Here is a 1,407-nt window from a genome sequence, read left to right as displayed (position 1 = left end):
CATGATGAGCAGGTCCTCGCCGTCGAGTTTGATTTCGGTGCCGGACCATTTGCCGAACAGGATGCGGTCGCCGACCTTGACATCGAGTTCGACAAGCTTGCCGCTGTCGTCGCGCGCGCCGGGACCGACGGCGAGCACTTCACCTTCCTGCGGTTTTTCCTTTGCGGTATCGGGGATGATGATGCCGCCGGAGGTCTTCTCCTCGGCTTCAAGGCGGCGGACCAGAATACGGTCATGCAATGGACGGAACGCCATGTCGTTCTCCTCGTGGACAAACAGGTTTTTGAGGTTCCTCCGCACCGAACCGGCAATATCGGACCGGTGCGGAACGCCCCGACCCTTCGTCAGGCATCGCGGCGCATATCGAGCTAGTTTTGCCGTTTTTCGGTTTCAAGAGACCGGCGAAAAAATTTTTCCATTCGACCAGAAAGGGCGCCAACGCACTGTTATGGCGCGGCTATTTTCGGAACCCCCGAGCTTCTCGCGACGTTGTTTGAAGAGGAACCGATCGTCCCGGCATGGCATCGGGCGAGTTCAATACGGACATCGCGGGCTGGAGGCCTGAACGGAGAGAGAAGGAGAAAGACATGGCCGATACGGTCAGCAGCGAATTCCGCCTGCAAATGGAAGGTTATGGCCTGACGACGGCCGAAATCCACTATCACCTGCCCGATCATCCGAGCCTGCTTCAGCTCTATGTCTGGCAGGACTATGATCTCGCTCCGGCCTTTCCCGAACTCAAGGGCTTTCTCCAATATTGGGAGCGCGAACTCGACGGTCCGCTGCACTCGGTCCGCATTGCTCATCATCGACTCATCCAGCCTTCGGAATGGCGGGCCGTCGAGGGCATCATCACGGTCCACTAGAGGTCTTTGGGACGGACTCCGCTCCTGCTTCGCCCCCGGAGCGACGACGTTGGAGCAAGCTCTTGCCGGCCCCACGCAGCGCCAACAATCTCCGCTCCAGGATTTCCAATTTCCATGTTGTAAAACGATCCTGCCGCGCTAGCCTGAAACCAGATGCGAGGCGGGGAAGAGGAATGGAGCTTCAGCTCAACGGCAAGGTGGCGCTGGTCACCGGCTCGACGCAAGGCATCGGCCGCGCCATCGCCGAGACGCTGGCGCGCTGCGGCGCCGGCGGCCTGCTCGTCACCGGGCGCGAGAAGACCCGCGGCGATGCCGTGGCGGAAGAGCTTTCGCGGCTCGGCACGCCGACAGTCTTCGTCGCCGCGGACCTCGCCGACCCGGCGGCCCCTGCCCTTTTGACGCAAGCCTGCATCGAGCGCTTCGGCCGCATCGATGCGCTGGTCAACGCCGCAGGGCTGACCGACCGGGCCTCGTTCCTCGACGCCGATCTCGACGGCTGGGCCTCGCTGTTCGCGGTCAACGCGCGGGCACCGTTCTTCCT

Annotated in this window: 3 protein-coding genes; 2 read left to right on the top strand and 1 reads right to left on the bottom strand. The window is 62.1% G+C overall.

Annotation, left to right across the window (positions count from 1 at the left end):
- On the bottom strand, positions 1–255 hold a 255-nt coding region (locus EN906_RS34110; protein ID WP_164777604.1), incomplete at its 3' end, for a co-chaperone GroES.
- 332 nt (positions 256–587) lie between these two features.
- On the opposite strand from EN906_RS34110, the gene EN906_RS34105 reads away from it, so the two are divergent.
- Together EN906_RS34105 and EN906_RS34100 are read left to right on the top strand one after the other, a co-directional pair.
- On the top strand, positions 588–866 hold the full coding sequence (locus tag EN906_RS34105) for an usg protein (protein WP_127271604.1): 279 nt from the start codon (positions 588–590) through the stop codon (positions 864–866).
- Positions 867–1,039: 173 nt separating this feature from the next.
- A partial coding sequence (locus tag EN906_RS34100; protein WP_127375777.1) for an SDR family NAD(P)-dependent oxidoreductase occupies positions 1,040–1,407 on the top strand: 368 nt, incomplete at its 3' end.

The organism is Mesorhizobium sp. M7A.F.Ca.CA.004.06.1.1 (genome assembly GCF_003999135.1).
Taxonomy (GTDB): domain Bacteria; phylum Pseudomonadota; class Alphaproteobacteria; order Rhizobiales; family Rhizobiaceae; genus Mesorhizobium.
This window is presented reverse-complemented; position numbering and strand designations above follow the sequence as displayed.